General features: G+C 47.6%; 14 protein-coding genes and 1 pseudogene. 11 read left to right on the forward strand and 4 right to left on the reverse strand.

Annotated elements, in window-relative coordinates:
- The 4 genes from GK108_RS07910 to GK108_RS07925 form a co-directional block, all read right to left on the reverse strand.
- Entirely contained in the window at positions 1 to 1,272 is a 1,272-nt protein-coding gene (locus tag GK108_RS07910; RefSeq protein ID WP_163945359.1) for a replication-associated recombination protein A, read from the reverse strand.
- 94 nt (positions 1,273 to 1,366) lie between these two features.
- Entirely contained in the window at positions 1,367 to 1,966 is a 600-nt protein-coding gene (locus GK108_RS07915; RefSeq protein WP_163945362.1) for an RNA polymerase sigma factor, read from the reverse strand.
- A gap of 100 nt (positions 1,967 to 2,066) precedes the next feature.
- The gene (ade, locus tag GK108_RS07920; RefSeq protein ID WP_163945365.1) at positions 2,067 to 3,791 is read right to left on the reverse strand and encodes an adenine deaminase; all 1,725 of its coding nucleotides are present in this window, start codon (positions 3,789 to 3,791) and stop codon (positions 2,067 to 2,069) included.
- A gap of 3 nt (positions 3,792 to 3,794) precedes the next feature.
- The gene (locus GK108_RS07925; RefSeq protein ID WP_394366272.1) at positions 3,795 to 5,000 is read right to left on the reverse strand and encodes an acyltransferase family protein; all 1,206 of its coding nucleotides are present in this window, start codon (positions 4,998 to 5,000) and stop codon (positions 3,795 to 3,797) included.
- A 133-nt stretch (positions 5,001 to 5,133) separates the two neighbouring features.
- Here GK108_RS07925 and GK108_RS07930 point away from each other — a divergent pair, with 133 nt between their 5' ends.
- From GK108_RS07930 to GK108_RS07980, 11 genes and pseudogenes are all read left to right on the forward strand, one after another.
- A complete protein-coding gene (locus GK108_RS07930; protein WP_163945367.1) occupies positions 5,134 to 6,807 on the forward strand; it encodes a UxaA family hydrolase in 1,674 nt (557 codons plus the stop codon).
- 93 nt (positions 6,808 to 6,900) lie between these two features.
- On the forward strand, positions 6,901 to 7,674 hold the full coding sequence (locus GK108_RS07935; RefSeq protein ID WP_163945369.1) for an SDR family NAD(P)-dependent oxidoreductase: 774 nt from the start codon (positions 6,901 to 6,903) through the stop codon (positions 7,672 to 7,674).
- A gap of 159 nt (positions 7,675 to 7,833) precedes the next feature.
- The gene (locus GK108_RS07940) at positions 7,834 to 8,688 is read left to right on the forward strand and encodes a fumarylacetoacetate hydrolase family protein (protein WP_163945371.1); all 855 of its coding nucleotides are present in this window, start codon (positions 7,834 to 7,836) and stop codon (positions 8,686 to 8,688) included.
- 106 nt (positions 8,689 to 8,794) lie between these two features.
- A complete protein-coding gene (locus tag GK108_RS07945; RefSeq protein WP_163945373.1) occupies positions 8,795 to 9,622 on the forward strand; it encodes an amidohydrolase family protein in 828 nt (275 codons plus the stop codon).
- Positions 9,623 to 9,755: 133 nt separating this feature from the next.
- Positions 9,756 to 10,541 carry an L-fucose dehydrogenase gene (locus GK108_RS07950; protein ID WP_163945378.1) on the forward strand — a complete coding sequence of 262 codons (786 nt, stop codon included), beginning with the start codon at positions 9,756 to 9,758 and terminating at the stop codon, positions 10,539 to 10,541.
- A 32-nt stretch (positions 10,542 to 10,573) separates the two neighbouring features.
- Positions 10,574 to 11,968, forward strand: coding sequence for an L-fucose:H+ symporter permease (gene fucP / locus GK108_RS07955; protein ID WP_163945381.1), 1,395 nt, complete (start codon positions 10,574 to 10,576; stop codon positions 11,966 to 11,968).
- A 2-nt stretch (positions 11,969 to 11,970) separates the two neighbouring features.
- Positions 11,971 to 12,297 (forward strand): L-rhamnose mutarotase, encoded by a 327-nt coding sequence (locus GK108_RS07960; RefSeq protein WP_163945384.1) that lies wholly within the window; start codon positions 11,971 to 11,973, stop codon positions 12,295 to 12,297.
- A gap of 134 nt (positions 12,298 to 12,431) precedes the next feature.
- Positions 12,432 to 12,881 (forward strand): hypothetical protein, encoded by a 450-nt coding sequence (locus GK108_RS07965; RefSeq protein ID WP_163945387.1) that lies wholly within the window; start codon positions 12,432 to 12,434, stop codon positions 12,879 to 12,881.
- The gene (locus tag GK108_RS07970; protein ID WP_163945389.1) at positions 12,878 to 13,078 is read left to right on the forward strand and encodes a helix-turn-helix transcriptional regulator; all 201 of its coding nucleotides are present in this window, start codon (positions 12,878 to 12,880) and stop codon (positions 13,076 to 13,078) included. Before GK108_RS07965 ends, GK108_RS07970 begins: the two co-directional genes overlap by 4 nt.
- 138 nt (positions 13,079 to 13,216) lie before the next feature.
- Positions 13,217 to 15,136 carry a CocE/NonD family hydrolase gene (locus tag GK108_RS07975; protein WP_163945392.1) on the forward strand — a complete coding sequence of 640 codons (1,920 nt, stop codon included), beginning with the start codon at positions 13,217 to 13,219 and terminating at the stop codon, positions 15,134 to 15,136.
- Positions 15,137 to 15,253: 117 nt separating this feature from the next.
- A pseudogene (locus GK108_RS07980) lies at positions 15,254 to 15,427 on the forward strand (PD-(D/E)XK nuclease family transposase); the annotation flags it as partial.
- Positions 15,428 to 15,721 lie beyond the last annotated feature (294 nt).

Here is a 15,721-nt window from a genome sequence, read left to right on the forward strand (position 1 = left end):
TTAGTATTCATACCACGCTCCCCACCATTTCTGCAAACTACGCCGAATTTCGGCTTCGCGGGCGTTTTGTCCCGGTTCATATAGTTTACGTCCTTTCAGATCGTCGGGGAGGAAGTTTTGCTGAGCAAAATTACCTTCGTATGAATGAGAATACTGATACTCTTTTCCGTAGCCAATCTCTTTCATCAACTTCGTTGGCGCGTTACGTAGATGCAGGGGAACCGGTAAATGAGCTGTTTGTTCGGCCAGGGCAATGGCGGAGTCAATAGCTACATAACTGGCATTACTTTTTGGTGATGTAGCCAGATAAACGGCAACCTGCGATAGAATAATACGACCTTCCGGCATACCAATCGCTCGGATTGCCTGTACGGCTTCCGATGCCATGATCATAGCCGTGGGGTTTGCATTGCCAATATCTTCCGACGCCATGATTAGCATACGACGGGCGATAAAGATAGGGTCTTCGCCCGCAATGATCATGCGAGCCATCCAGTACAAAGCCGCATTGGGGTCCGAACCGCGTAACGACTTAATAAAGGCGGAAATTATATCGTAATGTTGCTCCCCCGATTTGTCGTACCTGGCTATGTTTTGCTGTGCAACGGTTGTTACGTATTCGTCGGTAATGATCAGTGGATCGGTCGATACGTGGGCTGATGCCACCAGTTCCAGCAGATTGAGTAGCTTACGTCCATCACCACCCGATAATCGTAACAGCGCATCATACGATTCGATGGTGATTTTTTTAGATTGGAGAAAGGGGTCCTTTGCGATGGCTCGATCTATTACCTGAATTAGTTCTTCACGACTCAGGGCTTCGAGGATATAGACCTGACAACGCGATAACAGAGCGCTATTAACCTCAAACGAAGGGTTCTCGGTCGTAGCGCCAATCAGTGTAATCTGTCCTTTTTCAACGGCGCCCAGCAAAGCGTCCTGCTGACTTTTATTGAAACGGTGAATTTCGTCAATGAAAACGACCGGAGGAAACATGCCGGAAGGGCGGCTTAATACGTCCCGGATTTCTTTTACACCGGAATTAATAGCACTGAGCGCAATGAAAGGACGTTTTACGGCCTCGGCCAGTAGAAGAGCCAGCGTTGTTTTGCCTACGCCTGGTGGTCCCCATAAAATCATAGAAGGAAGTCGTCCGGCATCGACTGCCCGACGTAGCGAACCGGCCGGGCCAATGAGTTTACGTTGACCAATAACATCATCTAATGTTCGTGGGCGAACTCGTTCAGGAAGGGGCGTTGAGTCTGTAGTCATTCGACAAAATTACATACAAAAAACGGTAGCCACTCGCGTGGCTACCGTTTTCAGATAGGTTTAGGAATAATCAGGTTATACGTTTAAGCAGTTATTACAAAGCAACATTTTCGGGCGTGATATATCGTTTAAGGTTACTCATTGCGCCAAAAATAAGATTGTAAACAGACTGTATATTTATTTGCATTAAGGCAGAAATTTCTTCATTACTCATGTTTTGAAAATAGCGTAGATGAACGGCTTCGCGCTGACGACGAGGAAGTTTTTCCAGCGCCTGATGCAGACAATCGTTCATGTAGGAATCTTCTTCGTGAGCGATCAGTAAATTTTCATGAGAAGGGTCCGCTCCTGGGAGCATATCCCCAACGCGACGGCCATTCGTTACATCGTCTTGGCTTACTAATTTCTGTTCAGCCGTTAAATGGCGAACTAACTTACGTTTAATGGAAGCCATCAGATAAAACCGAACTGATGTTGTTGGGCCAATAGTGGTCCGATGTTTCCAAAGCTCAACGAACAGATCGTGGATACAATCCTTGATCAGGGCTCTGTCGGTAGCAAAATGGGCACAGTAGTGATAGAGCGTCTGAACATAATTTTGGTAAAGGCGTGCGAAAGCAGTTTCATCGCCATTGCGGAATAAGTTCCAGAGTGTTTCGTCGTCAGGTCCGTTTTGCGTGCGGGAACGAGGCATGAGCAGGTAGGTATAGGTTGAGGACTCGTTAGGAGTGTGTAAACATATTAATAATAAATTGAATTTAAAATGGTATGGCAAATAAAATTTTTTTGTGGGCTTATTTCACAATTTGAAGAGGGGTAAACGAGAACGTACTACCATCGAATAAACCCTTATCGCTAAGCTTCAAGGCGGGAATAACCAGTAGGGCCATGAAGGATAATGTCATAAAAGGTGCTGCCAATGTGCTGCCGAGTTCCTGTTTAGCAAATAAATCCAGTAGGGTATATTGCGCTGCTACGTCGTACCCGTCCCTATCGGTCATAAGGCCAGCTACGGGTAATGGTAGTAATTGAGTTTCAGGAGTGGTTGTAATATGCAAAAACTCCCGCCGGCTCATGAGTTCTTGATCATGCTCGTGTGGCCGGGTCCCGGCTACCGCCGAAAGACCGCCCTGGGCATCGATAACCAGATTGATTGCCTGAGCAATACTCTCATCGTCGCAGCCAACGGCGGTGATGTTATGCGAATCGTGCCCTACAGAAGATGCAATAGCCCCATGTTTCAACCCGAAATTTTTGATAAAGGCTACGGCTGGAGGTGCATTCTGGTAGCGATTCACCACGACCAGTTTAAGGATGTCTCGCTCTACGTCGGGCACAATCTGCCCGCTTTCAATGCTGGGCTCCAGCAGAAGCTCATTGGTGATGAGTTGACCATCAAGGGCTTCAATAACACGGATCAATCGTTCTTTTGGGCTCTGCCCTTCAGAAAAAGGGGTTAACGTAACCGCAAGCTCGTCGGCGGTTTTAGGATCGCAGTTAAATTGGTTGATGTGTTCGCTACGTAGATCAGCTATAGCAGACTGGCCATTTTCGGCCACTACCTGTCCGTTGATAACGGTTTGTTGTAGTTGAAACGCTTGAAGGTTATTAACAATAAGATAATCGGCGGGGTCGCCCTCGCGGAGCAAACCAACTGGTAATCGATAATGGAGAACGGGGTTCAGACAAGCGGCCCGCAGTACGTTCCAGATAGAATGGCCCTTCGCCAAGGCCCGTAGAACAAGCTGATTAATATGGCCTTCGGCTAGCGTATCGGGGTGCTTATCGTCGGAGCAGAACATAATCTGTTCCGGAAATTCGGCCAGCAGTGGAATCAACGCGTCAAAGTTACGGGCAGCGCTTCCTTCCCGGATCAGGATTTTCATGCCCCGTTTTGCTTTATCGAGTCCTTCTTCGTACGTAAAGCATTCATGGTCTGTGCTGATTCCGGCATCGATGTAGCGTTGTGCCTCTTCGCCCCGTAAACCAGGGGCATGTCCGTCAACGGGTTTATTAAACGCTTGGGCCAGCGCAATTTTGGTCATAACCTCCGGGTCCTGGTGTAAGACCCCTGGAAAGTTCATCATTTCGGCCAGATAGCCAATTTCTTTCAGACTCAGCAGGTACCGAACATCACGGACTCCGATAGTTGCGCCCGCTGTTTCGAATTGGGTAGCAGGAACACAAGACGGTGCTCCAAACATGAATTTAAAGGGCACACGGCTTCCTTCACGGAGCATATATTCTACCCCCTCGACGCCCAACACATTCCCAATTTCATGCGGATCAGAAACGGTCGCTACGGTGCCATGAACAACGGCCAGCCGGGCAAACTGGGGTGGTGTAAGCAGCGAACTTTCTATATGAACGTGCGCATCAACAAATCCGGGTAGAATGTAAGGTTCACCGGGTTGCTCGGGTCCGAGTCGGTCAACCCGGGCAATACGGCCGTTCTCGACGGTCAACGTACCATAATATATTGTCTGATCGAAGAGGTTGAGAATGTTAGCCGTCGGCATAAGTCAGATTCGGATAAAGAGTTTTCGGCGGTACATCCACCGTAGAATAAGATAAAAAACGCCAAGCGTACTGGCACCAATTAGTAACTGTTCATACGCTGGACCAAAAATCAGAAAGGGAGCATGCCCCAGATGAATGTAGAACGAGTTTATAATAAAACGGTCAATCAGATGAACCAGGCAGTAAATAGCAATGGAATTCATGCCCACAACAACGAGAGGGAAAGCCCAGTTACGGTGTTGGGTAACATCAATAACGTAGTAAAAAAGAGTTAGTAGCCAGAAGCACCAGCCTCCGCTAAACAAAACCCAGGCTGGTGTCCAGATTCGCTTAACAATTGGACAAATGCCTACGATGTGTAGTAGGATACCACTGGCGAGTCCGATTGCCCCAGCTATCAAAAACCATGTGATCAAGACACGTGGTGCTAGCCCAAGCCGGAGCCATCGCCCAGCCTGAAGCCCCAGAATCATGGTACCTAGTGTGGGTATAAAGCTGAGCGTAGCATAGCCACCTCCGTTGAATAGAAAAGGTTTTGCTCGTGGAAATAGGTTAAGAAACCAGGTATCGAATGCCCAGGCCAGATTACTGTTTTTATTGAAATGAGCCATTAAGCCAGTGTAATGCTCGGGCCAATCTGCCGCAACGCCAACCTGGCTATAATCAAAATTCGTGCCTGGCAACGGATAAAGGACAAAGGCTAACCAGTACAGTACTAGAATCATACTAAAGGCAACCCAGGTTGTTTTGGGTGAAGTTCTACCCAGCAGAAATAGAAACGGGTAGCCAAGACCGATTTGAGTAAGTGTATCTTCAAACGTAAAATTGGTCTGTTCTTTATGCGTAGATCGAAGAAAAATGCCGAGTAGAATCAGTATAAGCGATCGACGTAGCGCATGACCAAATTGAGCCTTGACCGACTGGCCCTGCGTAATACGGCTGGCTATCGAATAAGGAAGCGCTACGCCAACCAGAAAGGAAAAAGATGGCTGAATAAGATCATGCAACGAGCAGCCTGCCCAGGCAACATGGCTTTGATGATGTCCCAGAAAAGCCCAGAACGCATTATCGGGAAATGCTTCATGGAGTCGTTGGAAATCCAGCAGTTCGGCGGCCATGAGCACCATCACGAAACCGCGATAGGCATCCATAGACATGAGTCGGCCAGCCGGAAAGCGGGTCTGGTTATCTAGAATAGGAAGGGACATTGGTAAGGAGGAAATCAGAGATCAAAACTTGGGATTGATGCTCACATTCGCAATAGAAACCTGCAAAGTTTTTTTAGAAAGGGTGGTATATTTCGGGCTAATGCGTCTCTTACAGTAAAAAATAGCTTTTCTGATGTCTGCCCGTGTGCTGAAAGTTCATCCTGCCGATAATGTCATTGTTGCGCTCCGCAACCTGGCCGCTGGTGAGCAAATTGAGTTTGATAATGCCGTTTATGATCTCCCCTATGCCGTTGGAGCTAAACATAAATTTGTGACGGAAGATCGACAAACTGGCGATCCTATTATTATGTATGGTGTGTTGGTCGGCAAAGCAACCCAGCCCATTCGCCGGGGAGAGCCGATTACAACCTTCAACCTGAAACATGATGCCGACCGCTACGGCCTTGATAAAAAACAACCGTACTCGTGGCAGCCGCCCGATGTATCGAAATGGGAGGACCGTACATTCATGGGGTATCATCGCGCCGATGGTAGCGTCGGTACCCGTAATTATTGGTTGGTGGTGCCACTGGTTTTCTGTGAAAATCGGAACGTATTGATTCTGAAAGATGCGTTCGAGCGCGAACTGGGATATGCCCAGCCCGAAACGTACCGTGAGCAGGTTCATGAACTCCTGAGTCTTTACAAAGCTGGTGACCTGAATGTTATCAAAAAAATGGAGCCTTTTGTGGATGAAGATCAGAATAAAACGCTCCATCATACGCATCAGTCAGTAAATCGCCCATTCAAAAATATTGACGGTATTAAGTTCCTGACTCACGAGATGGGTTGTGGTGGAACCCGTCAGGATTCGGCCTATCTGTGCTCATTACTGGCCGGGTTTATCAATAATCCGAACGTAGCAGGAGCCACGGTATTGAGCCTGGGGTGCCAACATTTGCAGGTAGATATGATTGAGGCCGAAATAAAGCGGCAGAATCCAAAATTTGATAAGCCACTTCTATTGTTCGAACAACAGGCCGGAACGGAATATGCGCTGATGTCTCAGGCGGTTAAAGAAACATTCCTTGGCTTAATAGAAGCCAATAAAATTGAACGTAAGCCTGCTCCGCTGAGTGCGCTGACGGTTGGACTTAAATGTGGAGGGTCTGACGGTTTCTCCGGCATTTCGGCTAATCCAGCCATTGGTCAGTTGTCTGATATTGTCGTTGGGTTAGGCGGGAAAACCGTTCTGGCCGAATTCCCCGAATTGAATGGCGTTGAGCAGGAACTCATCAATCGAACTGCCGACGATGCCAAAGCCCAAAAGTTTATTACCCTGATGGGCGATTATTCCGCTCAGGCCGAAGCCGTTGGGTCGGGCTTTGACATGAACCCATCGCCGGGAAATATTAAGGATGGTCTTATTACGGACGCCATCAAGTCGGCTGGGGCGGCCAAAAAAGGAGGAACAGCCCCCGTTGCCGACGTACTGGATTATGCTGAACCGATCAAAACACCAGGGCTAAATCTGCTTTGTACGCCCGGCAATGATGTTGAAGCCACAACGGGTATGGCGGGCTCCGGAGCTAACGTAATACTGTTCACAACAGGACTTGGTACGCCAACCGGCAATCCGGTTAGTCCCGTTGTGAAAATTTCGACAAACACGGTTCTTAAAAACCGGATGCCTGATGTAATCGATTTTGATAGCGGCCCAATCGTTGATGGGGAGCAAAGTATTGAGCAAAACGCCGATGCTTTACTCGACTATATCGTCCGTCTGGCCTCTGGCGAAGAAATTACACAGGCTGAACGACTCGGTCAGGATGACTTTATTCCCTGGAAGCGGGGTGTCTCGCTTTAATTAATATTGAATGCCTCAATGATAGAATAGGCTTTCGTCAGCTATTCATTATTCTATCATGGAGGCATTCTATCCTTCACTCATTGATCGTCTATGTTTTCACTCAACAATAAAACGGCCCTTGTAACGGGTGGTGCCAGCGGTATTGGGCTGGCCATTTCTAAAACGTTTGCCGAAGCAGGGGCAACCGTTCATATCCTGGAAATTAACGAGGAATTAGCGCAGCAGGTAGCTAATGATATCCGGTCGGCTGGCGGAAAGGTCGAAGCGCATGGGGTTGATGTTTCCAATCAGGCGCAGGTTATTGAACTTATCAAGTCAATTGCCGAGCAGGGACCAATCCATATCTTGGTCAATAACGCTGGGGTGGCTCATGTCGGTAAGGTGGAAACAACCGAAGAAGCTGATTTTGACCGAATCTTTCGGATCAATGTAAAAGGTGTTTATAATTGCCTGTACGCAACCATTCCGCATTTCAAGGCGAACGGGGGCGGGGTTATTCTGAATATGGCTTCGGTAGCGGCAACGGTTGGTATTCCAGATCGGTTCGCTTATTCAATGAGCAAAGGCGCTGTATTGACCATGACGTTGTCGGTTGCCAAAGACTACGTAAAAGATAATATTCGCTGCAACTGTATTTCGCCAGGACGAGTACACACGCCATTCGTCGATGGGTTTCTGGCGAAAAACTACCCTGGGCAGGAGGCCGAGATGTTCGAAAAACTATCCAAAACACAACCCATTGGCCGTATGGCTCAGCCCAAAGAAATTGGCGCTTTGGCGCTCTATCTCTGTTCCGATGAAGCCAGTTTTATTACAGGAACAGATTACCCAATTGATGGAGGATTTATTCGACTGAATACCTGATAACGTAACGATCAATTACTTACGCCATTTAATTTGGGAATAAAGTATAGCCATCCTGTCTGACAGAAAAACATAATCAGCCAACAAGGCTGGTTTGCGATAGAATGGTTAAACTTGCGTCCTAGACTGCTTTTTCCTGTCAACGTATCCTAATTCTGCATGAAACTCTTCCGCTTTGGCCAGCCCGATCACGAGCATCCTGGCGTCGTATTACCTTCTGGTCAGCATATTGACGTAACACATTTTGGTGAAGATTTTGATGAGTCGTTCTTTGCCAGCAACGGCCCCGAACGGCTGTCTCACTGGCTCGAATCGCACGCACAAAACTGCCCTGCCGTATCGTCTGATGAGCGTTTTGGCCCTTGCATAAAGCGACCATCTAAAATCATTTGTGTGGGCCTTAATTATGCCAAACACGCTGCTGAAACCAACGCCCCGGTTCCGGCAGAACCAATTCTTTTCTACAAAGCAACAACGGCTATTGTAGGCCCTAACGACAACGTAGTGATCCCAAAACGGTCCGAAAAAACCGACTGGGAAGTTGAACTGGCAATCATCATCGGTAAAAAGGCGAGCTACGTAGAGCTGGATCAGGCAATGGAGTACGTAGCAGGCTACGCCGTGCATAACGACTATAGTGAGCGGGCCTGGCAATTAGAACGGGGTGGCCAGTGGATGAAAGGCAAGAGCGCCGATACGTATGCTCCGCTGGGACCCTATCTGGTAACGAAGGACGAAGTGGCGGACCCGAACGCCTTACACCTTTGGTTGGATCTGAACGGTCAACGTCTGCAGGATTCCAACACCGACGATATGATTTTTAACGTACCAACGCTGGTGAGCTACATTAGTCAGTTCATGACGTTGCTGCCCGGCGATGTGATCTCAACCGGAACACCGGCGGGAGTAGGCATGGGCCTCAAGCCACAACAGTTCCTGAAGCCCGGCGACGTAGTGAAGCTTGGTATTGAAGGACTGGGCGAGCAAACGCAAACGGCGGTAGCTTATGTCTGAACCAAGATTTTCTTGATTGAAAAGATTTTCATGACATAAAGGTTACAATAGTCATAAACCATAATCATGAAAATCACTAAAATTGTTTAAATCCTGGTTCAGAACAATGATTATCGACGCTCACCAACATTTCTGGTATTTTGATCCGGTGCGTGATAGCTGGATTACAGACGACATGGCTGTTATTCGGCGGGATTTCCTGCCCGCCGACCTCGAACCGGTGCTGACCGAAAATGGAGTCGATGGTTGTGTAGCAGTTCAGGCATCGCAGTCGGAAGAAGAAACGATGTTTCTGGTCAACATGGCGCAGAGCTACGACATCGTGAAAGGCGTAGTCGGTTGGGTCGATTTACAAGCGCCTACATTGTATGATCGGCTGGAGTTTTTCTCTAATTACGAAGAAATTAAAGGGTTCCGGCACGTTGCACAGGCTGAACCCGACGATTTTCTGGCGCGTCCCGACGTTATTCAAGGGATTCGGCAACTGGCGGCCTTTGACCTGACGTACGATATTCTGATTTATCCGACTCAGCTTAAAGCGGCCATGCAGTTGGTACGTTCCGTACCTGAGGTCAATTTCGTGATTGACCATATCGCTAAACCATACATCAAAAAGCAGGAGATTAGCAAATGGTCAAATTTTATGACTGAAATTGCGAAGCACAAGAATGTTTCCTGTAAGCTGTCGGGCATGGTAACCGAAGCCGACTGGCACAACTGGAGTAAAAAAGACTTTTTCCCATATCTGGACGTAATGTTTGAACAATTCGGTCCAGACCGGTTGTTGTTCGGCTCCGACTGGCCCGTTTGTCTGGTGGCAGCTAATTATACGCAGGTCAAAAACATAGTTGAAGACTATCTGATGCCTTGGGGAGAGGATGTGCGCGAAAAAGTGATGGGTGCAAACGCCCAGGAGTTTTATGGGTTGGTATGAGGTTAGATTGGGGTTTCACAACTACAATGTTCACCGGAGAAATTCAGTTCAGCGGCAGACCCGTACTTTTAGCGAAAAGCTCGTGCGAACGAACCGATCTAAAGTCTAGCATCCAGTATGCAAAATCCTAGCAATGAATCTAAACCTAACTAACAAAATTATCCTCGTCACTGGCGGGGCAAAAGGCATCGGAGAAGGCATTTCAACGGTGTTAGCGGCCGAAGGAGCTATTCCGGTTATTATCGGGCGTAATGAAGCAGATAACCTGAAAACTGTTGAGGCTATCCGGGCCACGGGTGGTCAGGCGTATCAGTTTGCCGCCGAATTAACGCAACCAGAAGAATGCCAGAAAGCTGTTGAGCAAACGCTGGAACAGTTTGGACGTATCGACGGCTTAGTGAACAATGCCGGAGTAAATGATGGCGTAGGGTTGGAAAATGGGAGTTATGAAGGCTTCATTGCGTCGCTCCACAAGAACCTGGTTCACTATTATTTGATGGCGCATTACGCTCTGCCAGCGCTCAAAGCCTCGAAAGGAGCCATTGTGAACATTGGTTCGAAAGTAGCAGAAACAGGCCAGGGTAATACGTCAGCCTATGCGGCTGCCAACGGAGGACGTAATGCGCTGACGCGTGAATGGGCGGTTGAACTCTTGCCTTATAGTATTCGGGTCAATTGCGTAGTTGTGGCCGAAAGCTGGACGCCTTTGTATGCGAACTGGATCAAAACCCTGCCGAATCCGGACGAGAAGCTAAAGCAGATTGTATCGAAAATTCCGTTCGAGCAACGTATGACCACGACCGAAGAATTAGCAAATACGGTTGCGTTCCTGCTTTCCGACAAGTCGAGCCATACGACCGGCCAACTGATTCATGTTGATGGGGGCTATACTCATCTCGACCGTGCTGTAACTGACTAAATTAACGTTTCGCCTTTCTAAACCTGTTATCGATGCCACTCGGACCCGCTCCCGATACTATTAAATTAAAGACTGATCAGTCAACCGGTAGTTACGGTGTTGCTTTTGCCCTTGTTACGAGTCTGTTTTTTCTGTGGGGATTGGCCAATAGCCTCAATGGTTCGTTGATCAAACAGTTTCAGATTGCGCTGGATCTGAATCGGTTTCAGGCGGGGATCGTTGATTTTGCCTTCTACCTGGGTTACTTTTTTATGGCGTTGCCAGCTGGATATGTAATGCGCCGATTTGGCTATAAACGGGGGATTCTGTTTGGGCTTTTGCTATATGGTGGCGGAGCGTTTTTATTCTATCCGGCCGCTGAAGTACGGGTCTACAGCTTTTTCCTGCTGGCCTTGTTTACGATGGCTTGCGGAATCGCGTTTCTGGAAACGGCAGCCAACCTATACGTAACAGTGCTTGGCGATCCGTCTAAGTCAGAATGGCGACTGAACTTTTCACAGTCGTTCAACGGAATTAGTACCATTCTTGGTCCCATCATTGGCGCTCTGTTTATTTTCTCTAAAGTAGAATATACCCCCGAAATGCTCAATGCAATGGCCCCGGCGCAGGCTGAAGCCATTCGGGTAGAAGAAGCACTATCTGTGCAAGGCCCATACCTGGTTATCGGCACAATCATTGCCTTTGTAACGATCCTGTTCGCCGTCACGAAAATGCCTGAAGTGGGGGCTGAGGAGGAACAAGCCGCGGGCAAAATATCGATTCTGGGGGTATTACGTCACCGCCATCTGGCGCTGGGCGTTATTGCTCAGTTTGCCAATGTAGGTGCTCAGGCTACGCTCTGGGGGTACTTTGTTGACCTGAAACTCGACTTTTCCCGCGATGGACACTGGGCATTGGCCGAAGCCTACATGAACGCCATCAATACCATCACTGGCTCGCCAACCGATTTGTCGCCCACGCAGATTGCTGGCTTTCACGCTTCGTTTGCATTAGTATTATTTATGCTAGGTCGGTTTATTGGAACATCGCTGATGACAAAAATACGTCCGAACGTAGTACTGGCGATCTATGCCGGAGGAGCCGTAGCGATGGTTATTATAGCGATGCTGGCGGGTGGCCTGACAGCCGTTATTGCCTTAAGTTTCACGTATTTCTTCCAGTCGATCCAGTTTCCGACCATTTTTGCGCTGGCTACCAAGGGATTGGGGGCTGAGTCGAAAATTGCATCATCACTCGTTATTATGAGCATTGTTGGTGGGGCACTGATGCCGCTGGTCGCGGGGGCTTTATTTGCCAACGGAGCGGTTTATGCGCTGCTGGTTCCATTGGTCTGCTTTGCGTTTATTGTCTTTTATGCCATACAGGGGTATCGGATTAATGCCGATGATCTTCGTAATCCCAACATAGCACCTGAAATAGCTCCTTAAGTATGCGTTATTGCTTTGCCCTTGACTTGATAGATGACCCTGCTCTGATTGCTGAATATGAGCAATTGCACAAGCAAATCTGGCCGGAGATCGAAACCAGTATCCGCGAACAGGGAATTACCGATATGCAGATTTATCGGATCGGCACACGCCTATTTATGATTATGGAGACCGACGAAACGTTCTCGTTCGAAGCAAAAGCTGCCGCCGATGCCGCCAATCCAAAAGTACAGGAGTGGGAAAAATTTGTCTGGAAATACCAGCATGCCCTGCCCATGGCCAAACCAGGCGAAAAATGGCTGCTTATGGATCGTATTTTTAAGCTATAATCAATAAGTGGATTGAGTAGTAGAAATGCCGGTGACATACTACCGGCATTTTTTTTAGAATGATATTGTAAAGCTAGCTTTACAATATGTAAACTTTGTTTTACGTTTGAGCGTCAAACAAACTTTACATTTTTATGAAAACGAAATGGTTGTTCCCTCATTCGTTTCGCTTACTTGGCGGACTCATTTTTATTCCTTCTCTGGTTCTGGGACTGGCAACGCTCTACGCTGATTTTGAATGGAAGTTTTTAACTACATCGCTTATTCAAACCGATTTTCCAGGTCAGAGAGTTAATCAAAATCTGACGAATGAAGTAGCTGGATTAGGCATTATCATCGGTCTGATGATGATTGCGTTTTCGCGCGAAAAAGTGGAAGACGAAATGATTAGGCAGCTACGACTCGAAGCCCTGCAATGGAGCGTGTACGCCAACTATTTAATTTTGGCAGTTGCTATGTTAACCGTATTTGATGGGGCTTTTTTCATGGTGATGATCTACAATATGTTTACGGTCCTGCTGGTTTTTATTGCCCGTTTTCGATGGCTCATCTATCGAAATAATCAACATGTACTGTTCCTATGAAAAATCGACTAAAAGTTGAACGGGCTGAGCAGAATCTGTCACAAAACGATTTAGCCGAACGTATTGGCGTAAGCCGACAAACGATCAATTCGATTGAAACCGGACGCTACGTACCATCGACTATTTTAGCGCTAAAATTTGCGCAATTCTTTAATAAACCCGTAGAGAACCTGTTTACACTGGAAGAAACGGATTAAATGCAATCGTGTCTGCATCAAATCTGTAGTAATCTACCTCTCTATCAAATCCAAACGTCCACTAAACAATGGGCGTTTTTTGTTGACAGGCAATCTATATCTTTACTTCCTGTTTGATTTCTTAACTCCATCAGCTCCATGAAAAACTGGCTATATGGTCTGTTCGCTTTTGCCCTGATTTCGTCAGCGCAGGCGCAGACACCAGCTGCGTCTACCTACGTGCGCGACAACTACCAGAAGTTCGAGTACAAAATTCCAATGCGCGACGGGACTAAACTACACACCGCTGTGTACGTCCCTAAAGATGCGTCGCCGACCAAAAAATACCCGTTTATGATGCAACGTACGTGCTATAGCGTAGCACCGTATGGGCCAGATACGTATCCGGGAGCATTAGGCCCGTCTGGTACGTTGATGCGGGATAAGTACATTTTCGTGTATCAGGATGTACGCGGTCGCTGGATGTCGGAAGGAACCTGGACGAACATGACCCCAACTGTAACCGATCAGCAACCCATAGCGGAAGCAAAGAAAAAAGGGAAGGCTCCTGCCCGTCAGTCAGCAACGGCCGTTGACGAGAGTTCGGATACGTATGATACGGTAGACTGGCTACTGAAGAACGTAGCAAATAATAATGGCCGTGTGGGGCAGTGGGGCATTAGTTACCCCGGTTTTTATACCATTGCCGGGGCCGTAGGGGCACATCCTGCCCTGAAAGCGTCATCGCCACAAGCGCCCGTTTCCGATTTTTTCTTTGACGATTTTCACCATAACGGCGCGTTTATTCAGGCTTATCTGTTTACATTCCCGGTCTTTGGCATACAACACCCACAGCCGACTACAGAAGCCTGGTATAATAATCAGTTTATCCAGACCGGAACCAAGGATGGTTTTCAGTGGCAGTACGATCTGGGTCCGTTGAAAAACGTTGATAAATACTACAAAGACAATTTCTACTGGCAGGAAACCGTCGAGCATCCAAACTACGACGAGTTCTGGCAGAAGCGGAGCATTATTCCACATCTGAAAAATATTAAGCATGCCGTGATGACGGTTGGCGGCTGGTTCGATGCCGAGGATTTATACGGTCCGTTAACCATTTATAAGACTGTCGAAAAGAACAATCCCGGTACGTATAATACGCTGGTGATGGGCCCCTTTGGACATGGTCGCTGGTCGCGCGAAACGGGACATACCTTGCACAGCAATATTTATTTCGGGGATAGCATCGCTACGTTCTACCAGCGTAACATCGAAGCCAAATTCTTCGACCATTTTCTGAAAGGACCCGGCGATGGAAAAACGGGTTTGCCCGAAGCGTACTTGTTTAACACGGGACGTAACGAATGGAAAACATTCGATAAATGGCCCGCTGCTACGGCGCAAACCGTCCAGTACGCCCTATCCAGTAACGGGAAACTAACGCAGCAACCCGGTAACGGATCAGGCTATTCGGAGTTTATCAGCGACCCGATGAAACCCGTTCCGTACACCGAAGATATTACCACAACGCAGGGCTTTACGCCATTCAATTACATGTCGGAGGATCAGCGGTTTGCCAGCCGTCGCCCCGATGTATTGACGTTCCAGACCGACGTATTGACGGAAGACGTAACCCTGGGTGGCGAGATAACGGCTAAACTGAAAGTGAGCACGACTGGCACCGATGCTGATTGGGTTGTTAAATTAATTGATGTGTACCCGCCCGATGAGCCGAATCATCCGTACATGCCAAATAAGAACATTACGTTGGGGAATTACCAGCAGATGGTACGGTCGGAAGCTATGCGCGGGCGATTCCGAAATTCATTCGAAAAGCCAGAGCCGTTCAAAGCTAATGAAGTAACCGATGTTACGTTCCGTTTGCAGGATGTATTGCACACGTTTAAAAAAGGGCACCGGGTTATGATTCAGGTGCAGAGTACGTGGTTTCCGCTGATCGACCGTAACCCTCAGAAATACGTTGATAATATTTTCAAGGCCGATGCGGCTGATTTTCAGAAAGCTACGCATCGCGTTTACGATAATTCGGTAATTGAAGTACAGGTGCTGAAGTAGATTAGCAGTATCGTGATGGTATAAAAGGAGCCTGTTTGTGGCTAAAGAGAGGGAATCAATTGATTTCTCTCTCTTTGTTTTGTAAACACTTAGCTTTGTGTTTTATACTACCGTGCTATGCCTATTGAATCAACATTTATCAATCCATTCACCGACTACGGATTTAAGCGGTTGTTTGGTACCGAAAAAAATAAACCGTTGTTAATTGACTTTCTGAATCAGTTTTTGCCAGAACGTCATCAGATTGCTGATTTGCATTATGCACAAAATGAGCAATTAGGTGGAGCGCAAAAAGTGCTTTAAATTCCTGGTTGCGGGCGACAAGTTGAGCGCCCTGCGAAGGCCGGTTTTGGGCTTCCATTTCTGGGGCTCGGTCGACAGGCAGAGCGTTCCAAGAGTCAGGTTTTTTGCTCGTTGGTCGGGTTTCGGTTGACAGGGCGAACGCCCCAGTTGGATAAGTTAAATTTATAAGGCGGGCTACTGCCGACAAAGCGAACAATCAGAATGGCAAGACCGCTCAAAATAGGAAAAAACGAGTTTAAGTTTAAGAAGGATGCGCTGGCCTATTACAAAACGATTCTCAAC

Source organism: Spirosoma terrae (genome assembly GCF_010435915.1).
In the GTDB taxonomy this organism is placed as follows: Bacteria; Bacteroidota; Bacteroidia; order Cytophagales; family Spirosomataceae; genus Spirosoma; species Spirosoma terrae.

What these genes read in the sequence shown, in the direction of transcription:
- GK108_RS07975 (WP_163945392.1), top strand. Translation starts at nt 13,217, where the DNA reads ATGAAAAACTGGCTATATGGTCTGTTCGCTTTTGCCCTGATTTCGTCA.
- GK108_RS07965 (WP_163945387.1), top strand. Translation starts at nt 12,432, where the DNA reads ATGAAAACGAAATGGTTGTTCCCTCATTCGTTTCGCTTACTTGGCGGA.
- GK108_RS07970 (WP_163945389.1), top strand. Translation starts at nt 12,878, where the DNA reads ATGAAAAATCGACTAAAAGTTGAACGGGCTGAGCAGAATCTGTCACAA.
- GK108_RS07950 (WP_163945378.1), top strand. Translation starts at nt 9,756, where the DNA reads ATGAATCTAAACCTAACTAACAAAATTATCCTCGTCACTGGCGGGGCA.
- ade (WP_163945365.1), bottom strand. Translation starts at nt 3,791, where the DNA reads ATGCCGACGGCTAACATTCTCAACCTCTTCGATCAGACAATATATTAT.
- GK108_RS07910 (WP_163945359.1), bottom strand. Translation starts at nt 1,272, where the DNA reads ATGACTACAGACTCAACGCCCCTTCCTGAACGAGTTCGCCCACGAACA.
- GK108_RS07915 (WP_163945362.1), bottom strand. Translation starts at nt 1,966, where the DNA reads ATGCCTCGTTCCCGCACGCAAAACGGACCTGACGACGAAACACTCTGG.
- GK108_RS07960 (WP_163945384.1), top strand. Translation starts at nt 11,971, where the DNA reads ATGCGTTATTGCTTTGCCCTTGACTTGATAGATGACCCTGCTCTGATT.
- GK108_RS07940 (WP_163945371.1), top strand. Translation starts at nt 7,834, where the DNA reads ATGAAACTCTTCCGCTTTGGCCAGCCCGATCACGAGCATCCTGGCGTC.
- GK108_RS07925 (WP_394366272.1), bottom strand. Translation starts at nt 5,000, where the DNA reads ATGTCCCTTCCTATTCTAGATAACCAGACCCGCTTTCCGGCTGGCCGA.
- GK108_RS07945 (WP_163945373.1), top strand. Translation starts at nt 8,795, where the DNA reads ATGATTATCGACGCTCACCAACATTTCTGGTATTTTGATCCGGTGCGT.
- fucP (WP_163945381.1), top strand. Translation starts at nt 10,574, where the DNA reads ATGCCACTCGGACCCGCTCCCGATACTATTAAATTAAAGACTGATCAG.
- GK108_RS07935 (WP_163945369.1), top strand. Translation starts at nt 6,901, where the DNA reads ATGTTTTCACTCAACAATAAAACGGCCCTTGTAACGGGTGGTGCCAGC.
- GK108_RS07930 (WP_163945367.1), top strand. Translation starts at nt 5,134, where the DNA reads ATGTCTGCCCGTGTGCTGAAAGTTCATCCTGCCGATAATGTCATTGTT.